Genomic DNA, 22048 nt, shown 5'->3' with positions numbered 1-22048 from the left:
TTATGGTTTGTGATGCCCGGGTGGGGCTATCAGTAGGCTACTTCGTTGTCGGTGTGCTGGCCGTGCAGGAGTCAGCCCTTGACCGCGCCAAGCGTCATGCCCGCCACGATCTTCCGTTGCAGCAGCAGGGTCAACAGGATGACCGGGATCGAGTACACGGCCGCGAGGGCCGTCATGGAACCCCAGTCGAGCCCGAACTGCGTTTGGAAGTTGGCGATCACCACGGGCGTGGTCTGCGAACGGATGGCGGTCATGAGCAGTGCGAACAGGAACTCGTTCCATGACGCCAGGAAGGCGAAGATCGCCGTCACCGCAATGCCGCCCGAGACCACCGGGATCACCACCCGCCAGAGGGCGCCCAACCGGCTGCAGCCATCCACGGTGGCCGCTTCTTCCAGGTCCCGCGGGACGGCTTCGAAGAAGCTGGACATCAGCCAGATGGACAGGGGCAGCGAGATGGTGGTGTGCGCGATCGACAAGGCAATGGGCGTGTCGGCCAAGCCCACCGACGCCATCATGGACGCCAGCGGGATACCAATCGCCACCGGCGGAACCATACGGGTCACCAAGGCGGCCATGATGAACACCCGGCCACTCGGTGTCTTGTAGCGGGTGATGCCGTAGGCCGCAGGTATGGCCAGGACCAAGGACAGCAACGTGCTGATCACGGCCGTCTGGATGCTGTTGATGAACGACGCCACCACCCCGCCCCGGCCCAGCGCGTTCACGTAGTTCTCCAGCGTCCATTCCTTGGGCAGGATGGTCGGAGGGACGGCGATGGTGTCGATCGGCGTCTTGAACGAGGTAAACAGCAGGTACAGGAACGGGAAGCCGTACAGCACCATGGCCGCGGCCAACAGGATCCACAGGATGGTCCGGGTGCTGCGGCGGCCTGCTTCCAGGCCTTCCCGGTTGACCCCGCGCCGCCTGCGCGGCGGTTGCGCATTGGAGACGTTCGACGCCGGCAGCCCGGGCCCGGTGTTTACGGCGGTTTCGCGGGGGTGCTTCGCCGCGGCGACCCGTGTGGCGATTCCGTTGCCGCGCTGCGGTGGGACAGAAGCAGGACCCCGCCTGCCGCCGTCGTACGTGGACTCTGCGGTGCTCATCAGCTGTCCTTTCCTGGCCGCCAAATGGTGGCCACCGCGAAGAAGGCGACGGCGAGCATCGCGAGGAGGTAGATGGTGCCCATGGCGCTCGCGAGGCCCGGATCGCCGAAGCGGATCATGGTGCGGTAGATCAGCAGGCTCATGGTCTCGGAGGCCGACTGCGGGCCGCCGTTGGTCTGGATGAGGATGGTGTCGAACGCCCTGGCGGCGTCGATTCCGCGGACCACCAGTGCCACGGCGATCACAGGCCGCAGGAGCGGGATGATGATCCGGAACAGGAGTGCCGGGGCTCGGGCACCGTCAAGGCGGGCTGCCTCGATCAGGTCGCCGGGGATGTTCTGGAGGCCCGCGAAGAGCACCAGGCACATGAAGGACGTAGTGAGCCAGATATCCGGGATGGCCACCGAGAACAGCACGATGCTTGGGTCGGACAGCCAGCCGATCTGGTTCGGGTCCGAGAGGATCCCCGCCTGGTGGAGGAGGGTTCCGATGAGTCCGAAGTTGTCGATCATCAGGAACTTCCAGAGCAGGCCGGCCACGATCGGGGCGATCATCAGCGGGTACAGGAAGACGGTCCGCCAGATCTGGGACTTCTTGCCCAAAGCGGTGAAAAGCAACGCCATGCCGAGCCCGAGCGCGAACTCGAGGGTCACTACCACCACCGTGTAGGCGAGGGTCCGCCAGCCCGCGCTGGTGAAGGCTTCGGACGTGAAAGCCGTGACGTAGTTCTGGAAGCCCACGAAGTCGCGGGGACCGCCGGCGATGGGCGAGATCTTGAAGAAGCTGTCAGCCACCAGGCGGAACAGCGGGTAGGCGACGAAAACGGCCAGGAACAGGGCCGCAGGCGTCATCAGGAAGAGGGCAAAGCGGCGATCGGAGATACGCACGGTTTTCTTTTCTGCTGGGTTGTTTTCTGCTGGGTGTTTCTCTGTGTGGTGCCGCGGCCGGCACTGCTTTGGGGTTCCGGCGGTGCCGGCCGCGGAGTCTTACTTCAGGAGGTCCTGGATCTGCTTCTTGGCATCTGCCAGGAGGGCCGAGGTGTCTCCGCCGGCCACTGCCTTCTGCAGCAGCGGGACCAGGACGGTGTCAACGATTTGCTGCCATTTGGCTGTCGCCGGACGGGTTGCCGTGGCAGGGGCGTTCAGGGTCTCGATCAGCGGCTTGAAGCTCTCGTAGCCGGGCTGGTCCTGGTACTTCTCGAAGGCACTGATCCTGGACGCCAGACCGAGCTTGGAGTCGATGCCCATGCTGTTGTGGTCGTAGGCGCACTTCACGAACTTCTTGGCAGCCTCGGTGTTCTTGGTCGCCTTGGGAACTGACAGGTACCACGGTCCCGGAACACCCGCGACGCCGGCGCTGCCGCCAACCATCGCTGCGGCACCCACTTTTCCTGCAACCGGGGAATCGGCGGGGATCTGGCGGTAGGCGTGGGCCCAGAAGCGCGTCATGGCTGTCTTGCCCTGGTTGAACAGGTTCTGCGCTGCTGCCCAGTCGACCTGTGCTGCACCGCTCGGGGCGGACTTAGTGAGGCTTACGTAGAAGTCCAGGGCTTCCTTGTGGGCGGCATTGTCGATGACTACGTTGTTGTCCTTGTCCAACACCATGGGGGACCCGGCCTGGAGCACGTGGGCCAGCCATTCGGTTTCCACGGCACCCTTGACGTCCGTGCCGAACATGCCGTCCTTGGTGAAGAATTCGGAGATGTCCTGGTACTGCTTCCAGGTCTTGGGTGCTGCGAGCGCGTAGCCGTACTTGGCCTGGAAGTCGGACTTGTTCTTGGCGTCTTCGAAGAGGTCCTTGCGGTACAAGATGATCTCGGCATTGGTCCAGGCCGGCATGCCGATGAAGTGGCCGTCCACGTTTGCTTCCTTGACGAGCGCGGGGAAGATGTCCTTCTTGGCCTCATCAGTGAAGAGCTCGTCGATGGGTTGGACGGCGTCCTTGAAGCTCGGAAGCCAGACGGAGTCCAGGGCGGCCACGTCGAAGGAGACGTTGCCGGAGCTGAATTCGCTGGAGAGGCGGTTGAACATGCCGTCGTAGGGGAGCTCGACGAAGTTGACGTCGACTCCGGCATCCTTCTTGCACTGCTCGGCGACACCCGTGAGTTCGGCATGGCCGCCGGCTTCCACCAGGACGTTGATCGAACTTGAGCCGCCGGATCCACTGGAGGATGGTGCGGGGCCGCCGGCGCCACAACCGGTGGCAACGAGTGCGACGGCGGTGCACAGCCCGCCAAGGGTGACGAGCTTGGAGATGGTCTTTCGAGTGGACATCGCTGTCGACTCACTTTCTCTTGAACGGAAATTGCAGAGAGATGGTGGGATTGCTTTTGGCTTTGAAAAATCGTTTTGCCAAAACGACTTGGCATTGACAGTAGGGCTGGCTGGGCGGATGTGTCAACGGTGTTCGCAGAAAATTTTCGACCTCTTGACGGCGGGGATTTTCTGGTTCTAGAGTGATCGGCGCTGAACAGCAAATCGTTTTGGCACAGATTGGCTGATTTGGCATTTGTTTGGCACGTGGCTCGGTGGACTGTCCGTGTGCGTCGATCGCACCCTACCCCCGGGTGCCTACGTCGGCCGCACCCGTGTACGCCGATCGCACCCGTAATCCTGGGTGCTTGGGGCGGCAAAGGGTGCGCTGCACTCCAGGAAGGGGTGCGCCTGGCGGAAGCGGGTGCGCCTGCAACTTTGGCTGCGCGTCCGTTTGCACCGATCGCACCCGTACCCCGGGATGACCGACGTGGGCCGCACCCGTGTGCGCCGATCGCACCGTACCCCGAGATGACCTACGTGGGCCGCACCCGTTTGCGCCGATCGCACCGTACCCCGGGATGACCCACGTGGGCCGCACCCGTTTGCGCCGATCGCACCCATAATCCTGGGTGCATGGGGCGGCAAAGGGTGCGGTGCATTCCACGAGGGGTGCGTGGGGCGGGAATGGGTGCGCTGCGTTCCGCAAAGGGGTGCGCCAACACCACGTAACCTGACCCGGCGAACAGGAAGAACGTCAAGGAGGACAAGACGCACACCGCGGGTTTCCGCCCTGGTGACAGCCGCCGTCGTGCGTTCCGCCCGGACCGTCAGGCAGTAAAGGCGAGGTCCTCCGCCCGCACCGGGAACCGCAGAGGTTCGCCGCGTGCCAGGCGGAGTGCTTCGGCCACGGCACTCGACGCCATTCTCTCCAGTTCATTGCCCAACGACCCTGCTACGTGCGGTGTCAGCAGGACATTGGGGTGGGTGTAGAACGCCGATTCCGAGGGGAGCACCCATGGTGTGGTGACATCCAGGATTGCGTACAGGTCTCCGCGTTGAATCCGGGCCAGCAGTGCATCCTGGTCCACCAACTCGCCGCGGGCTGTGTTGATGAAAGTGGCCCCGGAACGCAACCGCCGGATCAGCTCCGCATCGATCAGGTTCCTGGTGGACGGCAACGACGGCGCGTGGAGGCTCACGATGTCGGACGTCGCCACGAGCTGGTCCAGGCTCACGCGTTCGACGCCGAGAGCACCGGCCTCAGCCTCGGTGAGGTACGGATCCGCCACCACGATGTCCAGCTCGTAGTCGCGCAGGAGTCGGATGACATGCCGGCCAATCCTGGAGGCACCGATGATCCCAACGCGCTTGCGGTAGTTGCCCATGTCCGGGAAAAGCTGTTCCGGGAGGACCTCCGCGTGGGTGGTGTGCAGCACGCGGGCAATCTGGAGGACGCGCTTGTTGGCCAGGACGATCATGGCCACTGTGTACTCGGCAACGGGGATGGCGTTGGCATCCGCGGCCGAGCTGACCTGGATGCCGCGCTCCCAGCACGCGGCACCGATGTGGTGTTTCACGCTTCCGGCGGCGTGAAGGACGTATTTAAGCTGTGGCGCGTGATCCAGGACGTCATCATCGATCATCGGGCAGCCCCAGCCGGTGAGGAGGATGTCGGTTTCCCGCAGGACAGCTTGCGCCCGCTGGGTGCGGAAATCCTGGAGGGGGTCCCGGCTCAGGAGGGTGAGCGAGGGCTCCAGCGGATCCAGGCTGCGGGCCGGGAAGACGGCGCGTGCCGTTTGGGCCGGCATGGCCAGGGCCACTTTCAGTGTCACTTGACGCTCCCTGCGGTGAGGCCGGATTTCCAGAAGCGTTGCAGCATGATGAAAGCTACCAACAGCGGAATGACCGAGAGCAGCGAGCCGGTGATCACCATGGGCGTGAACTCCGGTTGCGGGACGGAGTACCCCTGCCAGATGGAGATGCCGACGCTGACAGGAAGCAGTTGCTGGTCCTGCAACATGACGAGCGGGAGCATGAAGTTGTTCCAGACGCCGACGAACTGGAAGAGCGCGATGGTGATGTAGCCGGGCATCATCATCGGCAGTCCCAGGGAGAAGAAGGAGCGGATCGGCCCGGCGCCATCCACCCTGGCTGCTTCCAGGGTTTCCGCCGGAACGTACGCCGCCGAGTAGACCCTTGCCAGGTACACGCCGAACGGGTTGCACAGGACCGGGATCAGGATGGCCCAGATGGTGTTGGTGATCCCGAAGACCGAGGCCAGGAGGTACATCGGCAGCACGGTTGCTGTGTTGGGGATCAGGACGCCCACCAGGACCACCCCAAAGAATGAGTCCTTGCCGCGGAACTGGAATTTGTCGAACGCATACCCGGCCATGACCGAGATCAGCCCGCCGAAAACAGCCCCGAACGCTGCATAGAACATCGAGTTGGCCATCCAGCGGAGGAACATGCCGCCGTCCTGGGTGATGACAGCGCTGACGTTGTCGAAGAACGCTGGCTGCCCGAAGGCGTAGGCAGCCGTCGCGTAGAGGTCGGAGGCGTTCTTGGTGGAGGCAAAGAACAACCACAGAACAGGGAGGACCATGTAAGCGCACCCGAGGAGCAGGAGCGCGTTGACGGTAAAGGCACTGGCGAACGCGCCCGGACGGACCTTGTGGGTCCGGAGCCGGCCGGTCCTGCCGCTGCGGTGCGGTCCGCGCGGACCAACTGTGCTTCCGGAGACGGGTATGCCCGTGGGGCGGGTAGGAGTGGAGGTGCTCATGCCTTGTTCATCCTTGAGCTGAAGCGGGTCACGGCCCAGGACAGCACGGCGGCCATGAGCGCGATGATGATGGAGGCTGCTGCGGCCTGGTTCAGGTTGTGCCGGTTGAACGCGGCATCATAGGCCCACATATTGGGCACCCAGGTGCTGGTGACGGAGGCCGTGGCCTTGGAGATGATGGACGGCTCGGTGAACAGCTGCAGGGTTCCGATGATGGTGAACAGCATGATCACGCTCAGCGCCGGCAGGATTAGTGGCAGCTTGATGGACAAGGCAGCCCGGATTTCCCCGGCCCCGTCCACCCGGGCGGCTTCCAGGATTTCGCGGGGCACGGCCTGGAGTGCGGTGAAAAGGATGATCACGTTGTATCCCGTCCACTCCCATACGGCGATATTCACAATGGACGGCAGGATCATGTGGTTGTCCAGGAAATTCAAGGAGATACCGCCGCCCTCCAGGACCGAGACGATCGGGCTGACGCCGGGGGTGTAGAGGTAGGCCCAGATGAGGGCCGCAATGACTCCCGGCACGGCGTGGGGGAGGAACACCAGGAGCTGGAACAGCTTCCTGGCCCGCGCGACGGCGGAATCCAGCAGGAGCGCGAAGGCCAGGGCGCCGCCCACCATGCACGGGATGTACAGCAGGCAGTACAGCGCGAGCCTGCCGATGCCGCCCACGAAACTCTCGGACTGAAGGACCTGAAGGTAGTTCTCCAGGCCAACGAACGTGGTCTTTGCCTCGCCGAAGCCCAGGCCCGACTTCTGCTGGGCGTAAAAGCTGAGGACGATCGAGTAGACCACCGGTGCCACCATGGCCAGGGTGAACACGCTGAAGAAGGGAACCAGGAACAGGGCTGCGGTCCGGCCGCCCGTTCCGGCCATGGCCCGCGATGCAGGGGGCGCTTTGGTGTGTGCCATTGTTTATCTCCTCGCCGGCGGGGCGGCTTCCCCGGAAGTGGGGAAGCCACCTTGCCGCGCGGGCCTACTCCTTGACGGAGAGGCCGTTCTGCTTGAGTCCGGCCACCGTGGCGGTTTGCGCGGTTTGCACGGCGTTGACGACTTTTCCGCCGGTGGTCAGCTTGGCGTAGGCGTCCTTGAGGGCGGTGTTGGTGATGTCCCAGTTGGGACCCCACTGCCACCCCGGAACGATCGTGGAATAGGCCTTGTCGAAGACCTCGTAAATATCGTTTCCGAAGAAGCCGGCGTCGAATGCTTCCTGCGCCACGGGCGTGAGTCCGGGGAAGGCCAGGTACGCCGACCCGGTGTTACCCCTGGCCTTGATCGCATCAGGGCTGGTGGCCAGGTACTCGATGAACTTCGCGGCAGCGGCGGGGTTCTTGCTGCTCTTGGTGATATTGAAGCTGGATCCACCGTAGAAGGCGTCTGCCGGGGTGCCCCAGTGGGGAACTTCCGCTGCGATCCACTGGCCTTTCTGGCCGCTGGCTTCGGTCCGCTTTTGGATGCCGGTGGCGCTCCAATTGGCTCCCAGGACACCCACGACGGCGCCACTTGCCAAATCTGCCGACCATTCGTCACTGAAGGACTGCTGGACCTTGACGATCTTCTGGTCGATCAGCTTCTGCCAATACGCGCCGACCTTCCGGGTGGCTTCGTCGTTGATGCCAACCTTCCAGCTGTCGCCCTCGGTACCGAACCACTTGGCGCCGGCCTGCCAGGACAAAGCGGCCGTGAGGGTTGCCTCGTTGGGGTTGAAGCTGGCCAAATGGGCTTCCGGCGCGACGGCCTTGATCTTGCGGCCCGCCTCCTCGAACTCCTCCCAGGTGGAGGGAACTCCGACGCCGGCCTTGTCCAGCATGTCTTTCCGGTACCACATGATCATGGGGGCCGCGTCGTAGGGGAGTGCGTAGGTCTGGTCGCCCAGCTGCACCAGGGACCTTGTTCCATCGGTCAGCTTGTCCACGGTCGCAGACTTGTCGATCAGGCCATCCAGCGGCTGGAGTTGGCCGTTGCTGACAAATTGCGGAAGCTGGGCGTACTCGATCGTGGCGACGTCCGGGCCGTTGCCGGCTGTGATGGCGGTTGACAGCTTGGCATAGCCGCCTGCCGCCCCGTTCGGCACTGTTTCGAATGTGACCTTGATCTTGTCCTGGCTGGCGTTGAAGGCCTCGGCGACCTTGTCCATCCCGGCCAACGAGGACCAGAACGTGATGTTTCCGGACGGGTCCTGTGTTGGGGTGGGTGCGGCGGCCGGGGTGCTGCCGCATCCGGTTACCAAGGCGGCACTGGCCATCAGGCTGGCCGCCCCAAGCAGAAGCTGGCGACGCTTCATTCTGTTCTCCTTTGAAGTTCACGATGCGAAGTCGTGGTGTGCTCTAGGCACGTTGTGACTGAGCACCATGCAATACCCAAAAGTGAACATGAGCAATGAAGTAAACAGAAGTGAACAACCCGGCGCGGCTCGCTGAGCTGACGCTCGATGGCAACCTGGAGCACAAACAGCCAGCTCGCGGGCTAGGGTTCCGTCGAGTCCCTGACCACAAGTGCGGGTGACAGGTTGACGCGCTGGAGGGCGCTGGTGCTGCCGCGGCGGACCCCCAACCTGTTGAGGCACATCACCAAAGCCTGGTGGCCGACGTCGTACTTTGGTGGTGCCACCGCTGTGAGGGGAACGGCCCCCAAAGCCGCAATTTCGTCGTCGTAGGCCACAATGGCGAGCTTGCCAGGAACGGGAAGGTCCCGCTCCTGGCACACGCTGGCGAACTGGAGGGCGTCTTCATCCGTATGGACCAGCGCCGCGGTGACACCGGAGGCGGCGCACCAGTCGAGGATGCCGCCCACCATCAACCGATGGGCCTGCGGATCGTTTTGGGCGCGCGTCATGGTGCGCACTATGGAATCGTCGCGCGGCTTGCCTGCCCGCTCCAAGGCGAGGTGGAAACCTTCGATCAGCGGCGGGGCCGTGGGGCTGTTTTCCCGCAGGCACAAGGCGATCCGCTGGTGGCCGAGCCCGAGGAGGTGGTTGACCGCGATCTCGGCGCCGCGGACGTGGTCGCTCCGGACTGCTTCCAAGCGGCCATGGTCCAGCGCGTTGTCGATGGACCGCTCCACCACCACCACGGGAACCTCCGCCTGGGCCAGCAGTTCCAGCGTCTCCGTGCCGGCCAGGGACGTTGCACTGGGCGTGATGAGGATGCCGTCCACGCCGTGGTCGTACAAGCGTCGCAACTGCCGCTGCTCCTCTGCCTCCGAATAGTTGGAGACGCCCAGGACCAGGCGGACGCCCGCCTCCTGCGCTGCGGCCTCGGCACCGCGGATCACCCCGGGGAAGTAGTACGACGCCGATGGCACGATCATCCCGATCGTCGCCAACGGCCTCCTTCCGCCGGGCCGCCACGAGGTTTTGCGGACGGCCCCGGCGCCGGGGGAGGGCGCCCAGTTGGAAAGCGCGGCGCTGGAGGGCGCCCCGGCGGGAAGCGCGCCGCTGGAGGGTGCCCCGCTGGAGATGGCCCGGCCACCCGGGGGAACTGCTCCGCCATGGACCCGCTCCAGCAGCCCCTGTTCGGCCAGCAGGGCCAGGTCCCGCCGCACTGTCATGCCGGACGTCCCCAGCTTGGCGGCGAATTCGGCGGCATTGACGGACCCGTACAGGGCCAGTTCCCGCAGGATGAGCTGTTGGCGGTCCTCGGACAACATTGGTGGCCTCCGCAGCGATCGTTCACTTGTGTTCAGTTGTTCATTATTGCCTACAACCGGACGGAGTGCTGGGGAGGCGCCGCGCCTAGCCGTCCGTGCCCGGGGCCGGCGTCGTTGGTCCTGCTCCGGCCGGAGCCTGGGAAGGAGACGGGGCGGGAGTGATGGCTGGCGGGGCACTCACTGAAGGGGCTGGCTGGGGTTGTGCCGGTGACGGCACGGCCGTGGATGCGGGGACAGCAGGCGCGGGCGAGGCCGACGCCGCAGGCGAGGCCGGCGCAGCAGACGAGGGTTGGGGCGGAAGTGCTGTACCGGTTCCCGGTCCCTGTGAAGGGGCCTGTGATGGCGTCGTGTGCGGATTGGTTGGCGAGGCAGTGCCGTCGGATGCAGGTGTTCCGCCAGCGCCGGGGTCGGACCGGATGAGCTGCGCGATCCGGTCCTTGTAAGCGGAGAGGCGGGACTGCAGCTCGGACAAGGGAACGTTGCGGAGGTTCCGTCCGAATTCGGCGATCTCCTGCCACAGGGCCTCCAGCGTGGACATGCCTTCCGGGCTGAGCGGGCCGTCCAGGGTCAGCACCAGTTGACTGGCCAGCGCGTACGTGACGCAGGAAAGGCAGCCGTAGTTGGCCGCGGCGGACAGGTTCCGGGGCACCACCACATCGGCCTGCCCCAGGACCAGCACCACTTGGAAGCCCACCGCAATGGCAGCACATCCGGCGCAGGACGCGAAGGCATACGCTTCGTTGGTTGTGTCCACAGCTTTTGTGCCGTCCGCCCAGACCAGGGCGAAGGCCACGTCGTAGACAACAGAGCCGTCCGTGGTATTGACGGCCAGTGCCTGGTTGCCGTCCGCTTCTGGCGCCTGCGGTTTGTCGAAAGGGAAAACCCACGACGGCGGCACGCGGCTTTCGGCGCCGGCACCCGGGCCGGGGGACACGCTGCCGGTCTGTGCCGTGCCGGTCCGGGGTACCAGGACCAGGCTGAGCTGGGGGTTGTCGCGTGTAGGCAACGACAGCCCCTCCGGCCACAGGGTCACTGTCTGGCCGGGCCTGCCCTCTGACAACCCGGCCGGGCCGGCAGCAGACGAGATGGCGGGAGCGGCGTCCAGGAGTGTTCCGCGCTCATAGGGCCTCACTGGCGTATAGGTGCCTGGAGCCGGCCACCATGCCCAGGCAAGTCCGGCAGCTACTGCTGCGACAGCCACCAGTGCCACGGCGCGTTGGCCTGCCTTCCCCCGGGTTTTGCGCCACAAGCCTCGAAGGAACTGGCGCAGCAGGCGCACCAGCATGTAGCTGATTCCCGCAATGGGCAGGGCGATGGCCAAGAGCGCGAGCACCTGCGCACCAGCACCGGCGAGGTCGCCGTTGGCCGCGGGTTCGGCCAGTGAAGCATAGTGGCCCGTGGCGCTTGCCCACGCAGTTCCTAGCAGCCGGGGCAGGGCAACAACCAGCAGCAGGAGGCTGATGACCAGGAGGGGCACTGTCACCAGCACCCACACGCTGACCACGGCCCGGGCCCACGGCTTCAGCGCTTGTGCCTCCGGGTTTTTCCTGTGCCTGGGAAGCAATGCCAGGAGCGTGGGCTTGATGCGGTGGAAGAGGTCCGGAACCCCGGTGGCATCAGCCAAAATGTGGTAACCGTCGAACCTGAGCAGCGGCAGGAGCTGACGCACCATCTGCAGTACCTGGGTGACAATCACCAGCAACCACGCGTCGTCGTGGGTCAGGAACCACACTGCCATGATGCCCACGGCGGTGATGGCATTGAAATAAAGGCCGCCCAGGTCCGTCCGCAGGCGGCCGCCGCGGCCCAGCCGGTAGGAATCGGTCACGTCCGTAAAGAAGGCGGGCCACACCAGGTACAACCCGGCCCCCATCCTCCCTGGAGCGGCCCCGCCACGGGCGGCGGCGGCAGCGTGGCCGAACTCGTGGAACCCGGCGGAGAGGATGGTTACGCAGAACACCAGCAGCAGGAGTCCCGGATTGTCAAAGGCGTTGTGTGTTGCCGAGGCGAGTCCCTTGACCATCAGAACCCACCAGCATGCGGCCAGGAAGGCTGCCGTGACGGCGAAGACGATGAAGGGATGGAACAGGATGGCGAAGGGTGCGGTCAACCGCCGCGTCATGGACGGGTCGGTCACGGTGAAGCGGAACCGCATGCCCAGCAGGGGGTCGGCCCGCTTCAACCCGGGCTGGGAGCCGTCGGCCAACTGGAGCAGCCCCAGGGGCAGAAGGTGGGAGGCCATCAGGGCGGCAACATTTCCTGCGGTGACGTGTTTGCCGAACCGGGGCGTCACCTCCGCGGCGATCTCATCCAGCGTCCGGGTGCCGTTGGAAGCCTCGAGCACCATGAACAGCAAACTGGTCAGTTGCAGGACCTGGCCGTCAGCGCGCCGGACCAGCGACGGCGGTTCGCGGTAGCCCGAACCCTTCGTCTCACCCAGCAACTGCACACCATCGGCCAGGACGGGCAGCTCCGGCACATTCGCCAGGTCAGGCTGTTGTTTTTCGGGCAGCGCATTTTCTCCGGGCAGCGCGGAGGTGTGCGGCGGGCCGCCCGTGGTGGACGGCCCGCCGTCGGCGATCCTCATGGGCTACTGCTGCAGGTCGGACTGCTGGTTGGCGTTGGCTGTCGCTTCGCCTTCGATGTTTTGGTTGATGATGGCGTCCTGCTGCGACACGGCAGTGGCGCTGCTGTCGATGGAGCCGATGTTGGCCGCCACGGCTGCGTCGATCGGCGCTGCCACGTTCGCGTTTGCGGCGACAGCACCGTTGATCGGCGCGGCGATATCCGCATCGGCGTCCAGGTCCACGTTGACGTTCAGCAGGTCGCCGTCCAGGGCTGCTGTTGGGTCGGTGGGGAGGGCGCCGAGGTCAGTGGCCCCGTCGGTGTCGCCAGCCGGGGCAGCGGCGTCGTCACCGGTTGGCGCGGCGGTGGTCCCGCCGTCGATCGTGTCATTGCCTTGGTCGATCGCGCTGTCCTGGGCTGATTCCGCTGCGGCGTCGGCGGCGATGTTCTGGTCAATAAGGACACCCTGATCGGACAGCGCCTGGGCCTCGGAACCGAAGGAAAGGATGTTTGCTGCGGCAGCGGCATCGATGGGTGCCGCGACGTTGGCGTTGGCCGCTACAGCGAGGTCGATCGGCGCGGCGGCGTCGATGGCGAGGTCGAGATCCGCGTTCAGGTCCAACACGGACGCTACCTCCTTGTCAGGGAGGGCGGTGCTTTGCTGCTGCAGCAATTCGTCGTCGGTCAGCGGGGGCAGATCCTGTTCGTTACTCACGTTCAGCTCCTCTCCGGCACCGGCCGGCCCTCCCCCTCGGGCGGACTCCACGCCGGTGCGCCTCATGCGACTGAATAGTAAGCATATTGATCATTTATTGGAAAGCGACGTTACGGCGTGACCGTTCCCGCCTTCCGGTCCACTGTCGGTCCCCGCTGCGGAGATGTCGACGGCGGTGCGCGGGGCCGAGGTGCCGACGCGGTGCGCGGGGGTGGGGATGCGTCGCTACCGCTGGGGGATGCACGGCTGCCGCTGCGGGCATCCCGACGGCGGTGCGCGCGGCGCGAATCCGGGGCCGCATCCTTCTCCATGGCTTTCTCGGGAATTTTAGTTAGAATTCCGTATAACTAGCTAAACAAGCTAGATGTCACCATAAGAGGAGTGATCATGACAGCAGTACTGAGTGGAGAAGCGCTACAGCAGTCAGAAACCGGCTCCTTGGTTGAAACCCGGACCCCGGACCACCGGCCCGTGGTGCTTCCGGGACTGGGAAGATCCGAACTGCTGGGCGCGGTCTGGACCGCATCGGCCCGGCTCGAGAGCCTTCAATGGGAGGTCGATGCAGCACAGAACGACATGAACCAGGCGCTTACTGCAGCAGCAGCCGCGGGGGCTCAACTGCCGGACCTCGCTGTCGCCTCAGGGATGAGTTTCGCGGACATCGAGCAACTGCTGGCCTGAACCAAACCCCTGCCGGTCATTGGGCCCCAGGCGCGACCCCCGGACAGTCCAGAAGCGTGGCTGTGGGCCGGGGCGCCTTCAACGAGGAACACGGGACCGGCATTACCTGGCGCGCATGCTGCACCAGGCCTCCCCTTCAACCTTCCCGAAGCGCACTACGATCAGGCGGGGCTGGAATCTTGAGCCAATCTTGAGATGACCCGGCGTGCTTCTTGAGGACCCCCACCCATGGTTGAACTAACAGCCAACCGTGCTGATGGGAAGCTCCGGGAAGGACCGCCGAAATGCCCGACCAGATCACTGACATGTCCGCCACGGGCGCAGCCCGCATGGCTCCCGAATCGTTCGGTGCCGACAAGGCCCTCAGGGCCGGCGAGCCGTCTGCCCAGTCGCGCCCCGGGACGTCCATCCGCGAGCAGTTCAACCCGCTGGGCGGTGGACTCGGCAGCATCTGGCCCCAGTCGGTCTGCGGGTACTAGTCCGCGGACATTAGTTCGCGGGGTAGTTGCCCGTAGGTACAGACCCGTCGGTACTGACCCGTCGGTACTGACCCGTCGGCAGCGCCGACCGCCGCACCTTTTGCAACACCCTGCGTGGCCTTCCCCTGTTCCAAAGTGGCACCATGGATCGCAGCCACAAACTGTCAGGAGGCTTGCCATTAAGGAAGAGATCAAGAAGGCCGCCGATGTGGCCGAAGAAGCCTCAAACTCGAAGATCCTGGAGATCGCGGCGCGCGCCGGCTATGCCGTCAGCGGCATCCTTCACGCGTTGATTGGCGGCATTGCCCTTCAACTGGCCTTCGGGAACAGCGGAGAAGCCGATGTCAGCGGAGCTGTCGCCCAACTCGCCCTGCAGCCTCTGGGTCCCTTGTTGCTGTGGGCCTGCTTCGGAGCCTGTGCTGCGTTGGCCCTCTGGCAACTGGGGAACGCCGTCCTAGGCCACCGCAGGGAATCCGACAACAAACCCGGGAAGCGATTTTCCGCGGCCGGGCAGGGGGTCCTCTTCGCGGCGCTCGCAGCCACCATCATGTCCTTCGTCGTCGGGCAGGGAAGCAGCAGCCGTGAGTCGACCAGTGACTTTACGCTGGCGCTCATCAAGAACCCCTTCGGAGTGGCACTCCTCCTTGGCATCGGTGTCGGAGTCATGGTGACAGGTGTGGTTTTCGCCGTCCGCGGTTTCAGGCGGACTTTCACCAAGGATCTCGTCTTGTCCTCCCACAAACCTGTTAGAAAGTTCCAGGTGGTGGTAGGGGTCGTGGGATACGTGGCCAAAGGCTTGGCGCTGCTCTTGGTGGGCTTGTTGGTTTTCGTCGCCACGATCCGCGCCGAGCCTGAGCAATCCACAGGCCTGGACGGAAGCCTGCGTGCCCTCAAGGACCAGCCGTATGGGCCCTACCTCCTTGCCGCAGTGGCCGTGGGACTGATCGCCTACGGTTTGTTCCTCATGGTGAAGGCGAAAACGCTCCGGACCTAGCGGGAACGGGTTTGGGAGGAACCCCCGCGGGGTACAGCTTGTGACGAGACGACCTTGCACGCCGTTGCGGCTGTGCGCGGCAGTAAGTGGGCAGGGTCGCGGCAACCAGACTTCCGGGAAGGGCAGAACCGTGAATCAAGCCAAGCCAAACAAGCCTGGGCAGCAGACCAATCCTGGCCGGCACTCCGGTGCCGAACAGTCCGGCCAGCGCCTTGATGCCCCACCTGCGGATCCCCGCACCGGGTACCATTCGGATGAATTCCCCCAACAGGAACAGGAACAGCCCGGCCTGACCAAGCCCCTCGAACCCCAGCCGGACCACGGCGAAGCCAGCTACGTGGGCCATGGGCGGCTTCAAGGCAAGACGGCACTTATCACCGGCGGTGACTCCGGGATTGGTGCCGCCGTGGCTATCGCCTACGCCCGTGAAGGCGCCAACGTGGCCATCAGCTATCTTCCGGAAGAGGAAGAAGATGCACAATCGACGGCGGAGTGGGTCCGCGAGTGCGGCGCCCAGGCTCTGTTGCTTCCCGGTGATGCCAGGGATCAAGGTTTCGCTGCCGACATCGTGGAACGAACGGTCCGGGAGCTCGGCGGGCTGAACATCGTGGTCCTGAACGCGGCCTACCAAAAGAACCGCGAAGGCCTGGAAACCATCCCCACGGACGAGTTCGACCGGGTCTTCAAAACCAATCTCTATTCCCTCATCTGGACGGCCCAGGCGGCCATACCCCATCTCCGCCCGGGTGCCTCGATCATCGTCACCGCCTCCATCCAGGCCTTCAATCCCTCGCCGCAGCTCGTGGATTACGCGATGACCAAGGCCGCCCAGGTCGCCTTCACCAAGGCCATGGCCCAGGAACTGGGGCCGAAGGGAATCCGGGTGAACGCAGTGGCCCCGGGACCTGTTTGGACCCCGCTCATTCCCGCTACCGAATGGCCGGACAAGCTCCCCACCTTCGGGCAGGACACGCCCTTGGGCCGTGCAGGCCAGCCCGCCGAGCTGGCTCCCGCCTACGTGCTCCTGGCATCCGATGAAAGCTCGTACATTTCCGGAGCCGTCCTTCCCGTCACGGGCGGTAAGGGCCTCTAGGGCCTCCTTCACCAGAATCCGACGCCGAACCCAAGGAAGTTGCCCAGCTTATGATCGCGGTACTCGTCATCGACATGCAGAATGCCTTCTTCGAGGAGCCGGTGCTGCAGCGGCGCCAGGAAGAAGTGGTAGCGGCCTGCAATTCCCTTACCAGCGCAGCCCGGGAGGCCGGGGCGAAGGTCCTGCTGGTGGGAACTGAGCATGAGCGCGACAAATCCACGTGGAGCCTGAACATGCTGGACGATGACCAGGGGTTCATCTTCCGGGGGAGCGATCAGGCCAGGTTCGTCCCGGGCTTGGTGACAGCCGACATACCCCAGATGGTCAAGACCAGGGACAGCGCGTTCATGGGCACCGACCTGGGGATGCGGTTGCGGAACTGGGAGGTGGAAACCGTCATCCTGGCGGGCGTCTCGGCGCACAACTGCATTGCCCAGACTGCGGCGGACGCCTTCGCCCATAACCTCCGCGTCATCTACGCTGCAGAGGCCATCGCGACGGAGAACCCGGAGGCTGCCGAGGCTGTCCTCCGGGTTCTGACCCGCGAGTACCGGCAACGGGTTTTGCCGCTGGACGAGATCAAGGCACTGTTCGGCTCCGGCCCTGCCGGCGCGGGCGCGTAAGCCCGCCAGCGGTCAGCGCCTGAGCCTGCGGCGGTCAGCGCCTGAGCCTGCGGCGGTCAGCGCCTGAGCCTGCGGCGGTCAGCGCCTGAGCCTGCGGCGGTCAGCGCCTAAGCCTTCCGGCGCCAGTACAACCCCGGGCGTCAGCCCTGACAAAAAGTCCTGCGCCTTGTGCCCAATAAGGAGCCGGGGCCGGACGCCGGAAACCCGGAGCTGCAATGTGCGGCTCCGGGTTCCTGGTTTTTCACTTGTTCGAAGGTCCTGGTTCAGGACTCCCGCATCTCACGGGCCGCTTGAACCGGATGCCTCCTCATCGGGCTCGGACGAGAAGGGCCTGTCCTCCGGGGTATCTTCGGTGTTGCGCTCATCGAGTTCTGCGTCCGCTGAGGGGACCGTCTTCTCGGCGTAGTCGCCTGCCGTGTAATCCCCGCCGGCGTCGTCCTTCAGCGCTTCAGGTGACACACCCGCGTCTCCGTAATCGCCGTTGTCGTACTGGCCTTCGCGTTCGCTCTTCGTGGGGTCGGGAACTCCGTGGTCAGCCATGGTGTGTCCGGCGGCGACCGGTGACCATGCCCCAGATCAGCAGCACGAGGATGGAGCCGCCGATTGCGAGGAGCCACGTCCTGATGGCAAAGAACTCGGTCAAACCTTCACCAAAGATGAGACCGCCGATCCAACCACCCAGCAAGGCGCCGACGACGCCGAGAAGGAGGGTGACCAGCCAACCGCCACCCTGGCGGCCGGGAAGAATAAGCTTTGCGATGGCTCCAGCCAAAAGGCCGAGCAGAAGAAAACCAAAGAAACCCATTTTTGCTCCTACTTTCTTGTTGATGGAAATTCCATGAACTCGGTGAAGCGGTTCAGCTCATCGGGTGTCCGCTACATGGGTAGGGTCACTCACGCCGGGCCGAATTCGGCTCGGCTGCACAATTGGGGATTTAGAACGGATAAACAATCCCGATGAATTTTTCATTAATGCAGCGAAGCATTGCTGCCGGCCTGTTCCGACCGCAGTGCTACATCAGTAACGCTAGCCGGTCCCCGGGCCAACAGCAAGTAACCTGACTATTTTTTGGTCACAGGCGTGCCGACCCGTTCCCGGGCGCTCCGCTCCGCTACTTGTTGCCGAAGACATCCTTTGCGGCGTCTTTGACCTTCTCGCCGGCCTGCTTGGTGTTTGCCGAGGCCTGATCGCCTACGCCCTCTGCCTGGAGATCCCTGTCTCCGGTAGCCTCGCCGGTCTTTTCCTTCGCCTTGCCGCCAAGGTTTTCAGCGGCATTCTTGATCTTGTCATCCAGTCCCATGGTTTTCACTCCTCGGGTAGCGATGTAGTTGTTGCCTGCGGGTTTCCGCTGGTTGGCAATAAAGTTTAGTCCAATATTTCAATTGAGCAAATTCAGATTAACCGGATGCTCATTACGGACAGCGTGACACCGTGTTCCAGCGGGACTAGTGTCGTAGGTAAATACACCTCGAAAGGAGTTGGTCCTGTGAAAGGGAAAGCATTCTTCGCTGTTGGCGTCGCTGTGGGATACGTATGGGGTTCCAAGTCCTGGCCGCAGGTGTACAGGCGGATCCGCGGAGGCGCGGAGAAGGTCTGGAAGACCCCTGAGGTCCAGGAAAACGTGCACCAGGCGGCGGGGACCGTGCAGGAGTCCGTGCCGGACATCCTGGACAACCTTTACGCTGCCGGCAAGAAGCTGCTGGAAAAGGTCGAGACCGCCCTGCCGGGCGTCCTTGATTCCAAGAGCGGGCAGAAGGCCGAGTCGGGGGACAAGCGGCCTACGGTGTCGACGGTCAAGGGTGATGTGGTGTCTGATCCAGCTCTTGACGTCACCACGGGAAGCGACTGGACGGACGAAGGCGGTGCTGCGCCCGAGGGGCCGGCCACCAATACCAAGCCACGGCCCTGAGCTTGTCCGGCCCCGGACTCGGGGCGTTACTTCCCCGATGGTGGTTGGACCAGCACGACGCCGGGTGGCCCGCGGAACCGGGCCACCCGGCGTCGTACTTTTACCGGTTATCCACTCAGGCTTGTTGGTCCACTGCGGCGAGCAGCGCCTGGCCCAATTCGGCGGGCTTGGTGAACTGCGGCCAGTGTCCGGTGGGCAGGTCCACGAGTTCGACATTGCGGATCCTGGCCAACTCCTCGGTGAAGGGGTGGCCGGCGTCCATCATCTGGTTGAGCATGGACGTTGGGAACTCGCAGGCGATGATTGTGGCCGGAACGTCGTAGCGCCGGACGTCGTGGAGGTGCTGTTGCTCGTAGGCAACACCCTTGGGCTGGGGAATCGCCCGGGCGCGGAACTTTTCCCGCAGCTCCTCCGTCAGGTCCACGAGGTCCGCCTCCTCGAAACCGTCCCAAGGTGGCAGGGGGATGTCATCGCCTTCGTGCGGCAGCTCGTCGTTAATGACACCGCCTTCGCCCAGCGGTCCACTGTCCACGTAGATCGCGCGGGCAATCCGGTCGGGCCGGGCGTCTGCGACGCCGTGGATGATGGCACCGCCGCCCGAGTGTCCTACCAGGACCACCTTGCCCTCCAGTGAGTCCACCTTGTTGATCACGGCGTCGATGTGCGTCCGCAGGCCGATGCCGGCGCGGGGCGTGTCTGCTGATTCCAGTCCCGGCAAGGTCAGCGGATGAACCGTGTGCCCGGCCGCCACGAGCGCCGGTGTTACCTCCTCCCAGGATGAAGCGTCCAACCAGAATCCAGGTACCAGGATGATGTCCATGCCCCGACCCTACGGGAGCCCCCTGACAAGATGTAAGGCCCAACTGGCTGGTCCGGGCGCACATAACAACCGCTACTGACAGTGAGTTGGAAAAGGGGGTTGACGCAGGCCACATTCTGGATCATAGTTTTCGTATACGATTTCGTACTTGATAGCTGAGTCGATCAGATAACCAATGCAGGAGGAAGCGGTCGTGACAGTGGAGTTCCGGACGCAGGACTTGGGCCAGGATGTGCTGGACCGGACGCGCAAGGTGATTGCGGTCCACATCAATTACCCCAGCCGCGCTGCCCAACGTGGGCGTACTCCGGCCCAGCCGTCGTACTTCCTGAAGCCCTCGTCCTCGTTGGCGCTGGGTTCCGCGGATGCCCCGGGCACGGTGGAGCGTCCGGCCGGTTGCGAGCTGCTCGGGTACGAGGGCGAGATCGCTTTGGTCATTGGCAAGGCTGCCCGCCGGGTTGGTTTGGAGGATGCGTGGAGCCACGTTGAATGGGTCACCGCGTCCAATGATCTTGGTGTGTACGACCTCCGTTACGCGGACAAGGGCTCGAACGTCCGGTCCAAGGGCGGCGACGGATTCACCCCGGTGGGCCCGGCACTGATCCCGGCCGACGCCGTCGACCCCGCCGCCTTGCGGATCCGGACCTGGCACAACGGCGAACTCGTCCAGGACGACACCACCGAGGACCTGCTCTTCCCGTTCGCGCAGCTCGTCGCGGACCTCTCCCAGCTCCTGACGCTGGAGGAGGGCGACATCATCCTGACCGGCACCCCGGCCGGCGCCTCGGTCGCGAAGCCCGGTGACGTCGTCGAAATCGAGGTCACCGGCGGTGATTTCAGCACCGGCCGCCTCACCACCAAAGTGACGGAAGGTACGACGCCGTTCGCGGACTTTGGTGCCTTGCCCAAGACTGATGACACGCAGCGGGAAGAGGCGTACGGTTCACGGGAAGCTGCCGGTCTGGCGCCGGTTTCGGCGGGATTGTCGCCGGAGCTGAAGGCCAAGCTTGAATCCGTCGCGACCGCTACCCTTTCATCGCAACTGCGCAAGCGCGGGTTGAACAACGTCAGCATCGACGGCTTGCAGGCCACCCGTCCGGACCGCAAGGTGGTGGGCCTGGCCCGGACCCTGCGCTACGTTCCCAACCGTGAGGACCTCTTCAAGGCCCACGGCGGCGGCTTCAACGCCCAAAAACGAGCCATCGATTCGGTCAACGAAGGCGAAATCCTGGTCATGGAAGCCCGCGGCGAGAAGGGCACCGGCACAGTGGGGGACATCCTGGCCCTCCGCGCCCAAGTGCGCGGTGCCGCGGCGATCATCACCGACGGCGGCGTCCGGGACTTCTCGGCCGTGGCGGATCTGGAAATGCCCACGTACTTCGCCAACCCGCACCCGGCAGTGCTCGGCCGCCGGCACATCCCGTGGGACACGGACATCACCATCGCCTGCGGCGGAGCGACCGTGCAACCGGGAGACATCATCGTGGCCGACTCCGACGGCATCCTGGTGATCCCGCCGGCCATCGCCGAGGAACTCGTGGACGACTGCATCACCCAGGAAAAGGAAGAGATGTTCATCTTCCAGATGGTCCAGGAAGGCAACAGCGTTGACGGTCTCTACCCGATGAACACCGAATGGCAGGCCCGCTACAAGAAATGGGAAGCCACGGAAGGAGCCCACGGTGACTGAAACCGCCGTCGGAAGCAAGTCCCAGCAAGCCTATGACGCCGTCAAGGCGAGGATTGTCGAGGGCACCTACACGCCGGGATACCGGCTGGTGCTCGCGAAGATCGCCGAGGACCTGGGCTTCAGCGTGGTCCCCGTCCGGGAGGCGATCCGCCGCCTCGAGGCCGAGGGCCTGGTGAAGTTCGAACGCAACGTCGGTGCCACGGTTTCCGGGATCGACCCCACCGAGTACCTGTACACCATGCAGACCCTGAGCATCGTGGAGGGGGCGGCAACCGCGTTGTCCGCCCCGCTGATTGATGCCCGTGCCATAGAACGCGCGCGTGCAGTCAACGCAGAGATGCGCGAATGCCTGGAACACTTCGATCCCGTACGTTTCACCGCGTTGAACCAGGACTTCCACAGCGTCCTGTTTGAACACTGCCCCAACCCGCACATCCTTGACCTCGTCCATCGCGGCTGGAACCGGCTGGCGTCCCTGCGTTCGTCCACGTTCCGCTTCGTTCCCGGCCGCGCCCAGGAATCCGTGCGCGAACACGAAGCCCTGCTCCAGCTCATCGAGTCTGGAGCAGACGCCGACACCATCGAAAAAGCAGCCCGCCAACACCGCGCCGCCACCCTGGACGCCTACCTCGCCACAGCCAACAACCAGGCCTAAAGCCGCCTCACCAGTTAGGACTTCAAC

General features: G+C 64.5%; 22 protein-coding genes. 8 read left to right on the top strand and 14 right to left on the bottom strand.

Annotated features, from left to right (window positions below; all coding sequences use genetic code 11):
* Nucleotides 1–71: 71 nt before the first annotated feature.
* The 10 genes from ACPFL9_RS19865 to ACPFL9_RS19820 all read right to left on the bottom strand — a co-directional run bounded on the left by ACPFL9_RS19865 (nt 72) and on the right by ACPFL9_RS19820 (nt 13076).
* Complete coding sequence (locus ACPFL9_RS19865) at nt 72–1106, bottom strand: carbohydrate ABC transporter permease (RefSeq protein ID WP_426004749.1); 1035 nt, start codon at nt 1104–1106, stop codon at nt 72–74.
* Nucleotides 1106–1993, bottom strand: coding sequence for a carbohydrate ABC transporter permease (locus tag ACPFL9_RS19860; protein ID WP_426004747.1), 888 nt, complete (start codon nt 1991–1993; stop codon nt 1106–1108). Before ACPFL9_RS19860 ends, ACPFL9_RS19865 begins: the two co-directional genes overlap by 1 nt.
* Before the next feature lie 99 nt (nt 1994–2092).
* Complete coding sequence (locus ACPFL9_RS19855) at nt 2093–3379, bottom strand: ABC transporter substrate-binding protein (protein ID WP_426004746.1); 1287 nt, start codon at nt 3377–3379, stop codon at nt 2093–2095.
* An 809-nt stretch (nt 3380–4188) separates the two neighbouring features.
* A complete protein-coding gene (locus ACPFL9_RS19850) occupies nt 4189–5193 on the bottom strand; it encodes a hydroxyacid dehydrogenase (protein ID WP_426004745.1) in 1005 nt (334 codons plus the stop codon).
* Nucleotides 5190–6143, bottom strand: a complete 954-nt coding sequence (locus tag ACPFL9_RS19845) for a carbohydrate ABC transporter permease (RefSeq protein WP_426004743.1) — start codon at nt 6141–6143, stop codon at nt 5190–5192. Before ACPFL9_RS19845 ends, ACPFL9_RS19850 begins: the two co-directional genes overlap by 4 nt.
* A complete protein-coding gene (locus ACPFL9_RS19840; protein WP_426004742.1) occupies nt 6140–7060 on the bottom strand; it encodes a carbohydrate ABC transporter permease in 921 nt (306 codons plus the stop codon). Before ACPFL9_RS19840 ends, ACPFL9_RS19845 begins: the two co-directional genes overlap by 4 nt.
* A gap of 64 nt (nt 7061–7124) precedes the next feature.
* Nucleotides 7125–8432 carry an ABC transporter substrate-binding protein gene (locus tag ACPFL9_RS19835; RefSeq protein WP_426004740.1) on the bottom strand — a complete coding sequence of 436 codons (1308 nt, stop codon included), beginning with the start codon at nt 8430–8432 and terminating at the stop codon, nt 7125–7127.
* 182 nt (nt 8433–8614) lie between these two features.
* The gene (locus ACPFL9_RS19830; protein WP_426004739.1) at nt 8615–9796 is read right to left on the bottom strand and encodes a substrate-binding domain-containing protein; all 1182 of its coding nucleotides are present in this window, start codon (nt 9794–9796) and stop codon (nt 8615–8617) included.
* A gap of 85 nt (nt 9797–9881) precedes the next feature.
* On the bottom strand, nt 9882–12383 hold the full coding sequence (locus ACPFL9_RS19825; protein ID WP_426004738.1) for a hypothetical protein: 2502 nt from the start codon (nt 12381–12383) through the stop codon (nt 9882–9884).
* Nucleotides 12384–12386: 3 nt separating this feature from the next.
* Entirely contained in the window at nt 12387–13076 is a 690-nt protein-coding gene (locus ACPFL9_RS19820) for a peptidoglycan-binding protein (protein ID WP_426004736.1), read from the bottom strand.
* 387 nt (nt 13077–13463) lie between these two features.
* On the opposite strand from ACPFL9_RS19820, the gene ACPFL9_RS19815 reads away from it, so the two are divergent.
* The 5 genes from ACPFL9_RS19815 to ACPFL9_RS19795 all read left to right on the top strand — a co-directional run bounded on the left by ACPFL9_RS19815 (nt 13464) and on the right by ACPFL9_RS19795 (nt 16946).
* Entirely contained in the window at nt 13464–13757 is a 294-nt protein-coding gene (locus ACPFL9_RS19815; protein ID WP_426004735.1) for a hypothetical protein, read from the top strand.
* A gap of 284 nt (nt 13758–14041) precedes the next feature.
* Entirely contained in the window at nt 14042–14236 is a 195-nt protein-coding gene (locus ACPFL9_RS19810) for a hypothetical protein (RefSeq protein WP_426004733.1), read from the top strand.
* Between the two features lie 190 nt (nt 14237–14426).
* Nucleotides 14427–15230 (top strand): DUF1206 domain-containing protein, encoded by an 804-nt coding sequence (locus ACPFL9_RS19805; RefSeq protein WP_426007618.1) that lies wholly within the window; start codon nt 14427–14429, stop codon nt 15228–15230.
* A 130-nt stretch (nt 15231–15360) separates the two neighbouring features.
* Nucleotides 15361–16323, top strand: coding sequence for an SDR family oxidoreductase (locus tag ACPFL9_RS19800; RefSeq protein WP_426004732.1), 963 nt, complete (start codon nt 15361–15363; stop codon nt 16321–16323).
* Between the two features lie 50 nt (nt 16324–16373).
* Nucleotides 16374–16946: a cysteine hydrolase family protein gene (locus tag ACPFL9_RS19795; RefSeq protein ID WP_426004731.1), complete on the top strand. Its 573-nt coding sequence runs from the start codon at nt 16374–16376 to the stop codon at nt 16944–16946.
* Between the two features lie 279 nt (nt 16947–17225).
* On the opposite strand, the gene ACPFL9_RS19790 is transcribed toward ACPFL9_RS19795, so the two are convergent.
* The 3 genes from ACPFL9_RS19790 to ACPFL9_RS19780 all read right to left on the bottom strand — a co-directional run bounded on the left by ACPFL9_RS19790 (nt 17226) and on the right by ACPFL9_RS19780 (nt 18247).
* Nucleotides 17226–17486, bottom strand: coding sequence for a hypothetical protein (locus tag ACPFL9_RS19790; protein ID WP_426004730.1), 261 nt, complete (start codon nt 17484–17486; stop codon nt 17226–17228).
* Entirely contained in the window at nt 17479–17751 is a 273-nt protein-coding gene (locus ACPFL9_RS19785) for a GlsB/YeaQ/YmgE family stress response membrane protein (protein WP_426004729.1), read from the bottom strand. Before ACPFL9_RS19785 ends, ACPFL9_RS19790 begins: the two co-directional genes overlap by 8 nt.
* 307 nt (nt 17752–18058) lie before the next feature.
* A complete protein-coding gene (locus tag ACPFL9_RS19780; RefSeq protein ID WP_426004728.1) occupies nt 18059–18247 on the bottom strand; it encodes a CsbD family protein in 189 nt (62 codons plus the stop codon).
* A 186-nt stretch (nt 18248–18433) separates the two neighbouring features.
* Here ACPFL9_RS19780 and ACPFL9_RS19775 point away from each other — a divergent pair, with 186 nt between their 5' ends.
* Nucleotides 18434–18856: a hypothetical protein gene (locus ACPFL9_RS19775; RefSeq protein WP_426004727.1), complete on the top strand. Its 423-nt coding sequence runs from the start codon at nt 18434–18436 to the stop codon at nt 18854–18856.
* A gap of 115 nt (nt 18857–18971) precedes the next feature.
* Here the strand turns inward: ACPFL9_RS19775 and ACPFL9_RS19770 are convergent, their stop codons facing one another.
* Entirely contained in the window at nt 18972–19676 is a 705-nt protein-coding gene (locus ACPFL9_RS19770; protein WP_426004726.1) for an alpha/beta fold hydrolase, read from the bottom strand.
* 193 nt (nt 19677–19869) lie between these two features.
* On the opposite strand from ACPFL9_RS19770, the gene ACPFL9_RS19765 reads away from it, so the two are divergent.
* Together ACPFL9_RS19765 and ACPFL9_RS19760 are read left to right on the top strand one after the other, a co-directional pair.
* Nucleotides 19870–21366, top strand: a complete 1497-nt coding sequence (locus ACPFL9_RS19765; RefSeq protein WP_426004725.1) for a fumarylacetoacetate hydrolase family protein — start codon at nt 19870–19872, stop codon at nt 21364–21366.
* A complete protein-coding gene (locus tag ACPFL9_RS19760) occupies nt 21359–22021 on the top strand; it encodes a GntR family transcriptional regulator (RefSeq protein WP_426004724.1) in 663 nt (220 codons plus the stop codon). Before ACPFL9_RS19765 ends, ACPFL9_RS19760 begins: the two co-directional genes overlap by 8 nt.
* Nucleotides 22022–22048: the final 27 nt, after the last annotated feature.

The sequence above is a fragment of the Paenarthrobacter sp. NyZ202 genome, assembly GCF_049860755.1.
Classification (GTDB): domain Bacteria; phylum Actinomycetota; class Actinomycetes; order Actinomycetales; family Micrococcaceae; genus Arthrobacter.
The sequence above is the reverse complement of the archived record's forward strand: the minus strand, read 5'-3'. Positions and strand labels throughout refer to the sequence as shown.

Coding starts and splice junctions, on each gene's coding strand:
- ACPFL9_RS19790 (WP_426004730.1), bottom strand. CDS start 17,486: ATGGCTGACCACGGAGTTCCCGACCCCACGAAGAGCGAACGCGAAGGC.
- ACPFL9_RS19835 (WP_426004740.1), bottom strand. CDS start 8,432: ATGAAGCGTCGCCAGCTTCTGCTTGGGGCGGCCAGCCTGATGGCCAGT.
- ACPFL9_RS19865 (WP_426004749.1), bottom strand. CDS start 1,106: ATGAGCACCGCAGAGTCCACGTACGACGGCGGCAGGCGGGGTCCTGCT.
- ACPFL9_RS19855 (WP_426004746.1), bottom strand. CDS start 3,379: ATGTCCACTCGAAAGACCATCTCCAAGCTCGTCACCCTTGGCGGGCTG.
- ACPFL9_RS19795 (WP_426004731.1), top strand. CDS start 16,374: ATGATCGCGGTACTCGTCATCGACATGCAGAATGCCTTCTTCGAGGAG.
- ACPFL9_RS19825 (WP_426004738.1), bottom strand. CDS start 12,383: ATGAGGATCGCCGACGGCGGGCCGTCCACCACGGGCGGCCCGCCGCAC.
- ACPFL9_RS19840 (WP_426004742.1), bottom strand. CDS start 7,060: ATGGCACACACCAAAGCGCCCCCTGCATCGCGGGCCATGGCCGGAACG.
- ACPFL9_RS19780 (WP_426004728.1), bottom strand. CDS start 18,247: ATGGGACTGGATGACAAGATCAAGAATGCCGCTGAAAACCTTGGCGGC.
- ACPFL9_RS19815 (WP_426004735.1), top strand. CDS start 13,464: ATGACAGCAGTACTGAGTGGAGAAGCGCTACAGCAGTCAGAAACCGGC.
- ACPFL9_RS19830 (WP_426004739.1), bottom strand. CDS start 9,796: ATGTTGTCCGAGGACCGCCAACAGCTCATCCTGCGGGAACTGGCCCTG.
- ACPFL9_RS19785 (WP_426004729.1), bottom strand. CDS start 17,751: ATGGGTTTCTTTGGTTTTCTTCTGCTCGGCCTTTTGGCTGGAGCCATC.
- ACPFL9_RS19845 (WP_426004743.1), bottom strand. CDS start 6,143: ATGAGCACCTCCACTCCTACCCGCCCCACGGGCATACCCGTCTCCGGA.
- ACPFL9_RS19770 (WP_426004726.1), bottom strand. CDS start 19,676: ATGGACATCATCCTGGTACCTGGATTCTGGTTGGACGCTTCATCCTGG.
- ACPFL9_RS19810 (WP_426004733.1), top strand. CDS start 14,042: ATGCCCGACCAGATCACTGACATGTCCGCCACGGGCGCAGCCCGCATG.